At 68.5% G+C, this 1605-nt stretch carries 2 protein-coding genes and 1 pseudogene; all 3 read left to right on the top strand.

The window, feature by feature from the left end; all coding sequences use genetic code 11:
- Positions 1–143, top strand: a pseudogene (locus E1283_RS36040) (reductase); the annotation flags it as partial.
- Between the two features lie 167 nt (positions 144–310).
- Positions 311–1510: an adenylyltransferase/sulfurtransferase MoeZ gene (gene moeZ, locus E1283_RS36035; RefSeq protein WP_132822369.1), complete on the top strand. Its 1200-nt coding sequence runs from the start codon at positions 311–313 to the stop codon at positions 1508–1510.
- A partial coding sequence (locus E1283_RS40100; protein WP_207930675.1) for a ThiF family adenylyltransferase occupies positions 1482–1605 on the top strand: 124 nt, incomplete at its 3' end. The genes moeZ and E1283_RS40100, both read left to right, overlap by 29 nt.

The following is a 1605-nucleotide window of genomic DNA, read 5'->3' as shown; positions in this document are numbered from 1 at the left end:
CCCCCGGCCCCTACCCCGACGGCTGCGGCGGCTGGCAGCAGGCCGACGTCCGCACCGCCAGGGACCGGCTCGGCTGGCGGGCCAGGATCAGCCTGGAGGAGTCCCTCGCGGACATCTGGATGGAGGCGGCCTGCCGGATGTGACCCGCCCCGCGCGGGGGTGCCTGAGTGTGGCCGCCCGGAGGGTGGCTGCCCGGACTGTGGCCACCGTGAGGGTGGCTGCCCGGACTGTGGAAGGGGCATCTCGGAATCAGCCGGGGCGTGGCAGTGTTGTGGGACAACGACCGTGTCCCTAGAAGTACGGAGTCCCCGTGTCGCTGCCACCCCTGGTAGAGCCGGCCGCCGAGCTCACCGTCGACGAGGTCCGCAGGTACTCCCGCCACCTGATCATCCCCGACGTCGGGATGGCCGGGCAGAAGCGGCTGAAGAACGCCAAGGTGCTCGCCGTGGGCGCGGGGGGCCTGGGCTCGCCGGCCCTGATGTACCTGGCGGCGGCCGGGGTCGGCACCCTGGGCATCGTGGAGTTCGACGTCGTCGACGAGTCGAACCTCCAGCGGCAGATCATCCACAGCCAGGCCGACATCGGTAAGTCCAAGGCGCTGTCCGCCAAGGAGACGGTGCAGGGCATCAACCCCTACGTCCAGGTGAACATCCACGAGGAGCGGCTCGACTCGTCCAACGTGATGGAGCTGTTCGCCGAGTACGACCTGATCGTCGACGGCACGGACAACTTCGCCACCCGCTACCTCGTCAACGACGCCTGCGTGCTGCTGAACAAGCCGTACGTCTGGGGCTCCATCTACCGCTTCGACGGCCAGGCGTCCGTCTTCTGGTCCGAGCACGGCCCGTGCTACCGCTGCCTCTACCCCGAGCCGCCGCCGCCCGGCATGGTGCCGTCCTGCGCCGAGGGCGGGGTGCTCGGCGTGCTGTGCGCGTCGATCGGTTCGATCCAGGTGACCGAGGCGATCAAGGTGCTCACCGGCACCGGCGACCCGCTCGTCGGCCGGCTGATGATCTACGACGCCCTGGAGATGACCTACCGGCAGGTCAAGGTCCGCAAGGACCCCAACTGCGCGGTGTGCGGCGACAACCCGACGGTCACCGAGCTGATCGACTACGAGGCCTTCTGCGGCGTCGTCTCGGACGAGGCGCAGGCGGCGGCCAAGGACTCGACGATCACGCCTCGGCAGCTGAAGGAGTGGATCGACGCCGACGAGAAGATCGACATCATCGACGTGCGCGAGCCCAACGAGTACGAGATCGTCTCCATCCCGGGCGCGCGGCTCGTCCCGAAGAACGAGTTCCTGATGGGCGACGCGTTGAGCGACCTGCCGCAGGACCGGCGGATCGTGCTGCACTGCAAGACGGGCGTGCGGTCGGCCGAGGTGCTGGCCGTGCTGAAGAACGCGGGCTTCGCGGACGCGGTGCACGTGGGGGGCGGCGTGATCGGTTGGGTCAACCAGATCGAACCGGAGAAGCCAGATCATCCACAGCCAGGCCGACATCGGTAAGTCCAAGGCGCTGTCCGCCAAGGAGACGGTGCAGGGCATCAACCCCTACGTCCAGGTGAACATCCACGAGGAGCGGCTCGACTCGTCCAACGTGA

Source organism: Streptomyces hainanensis (assembly GCF_004348415.1).
GTDB classification, from domain to species: Bacteria; Actinomycetota; Actinomycetes; order Streptomycetales; family Streptomycetaceae; genus Streptomyces; species Streptomyces hainanensis.
The sequence above is the reverse complement of the archived record's forward strand: the minus strand, read 5'-3'. Positions and strand labels throughout refer to the sequence as shown.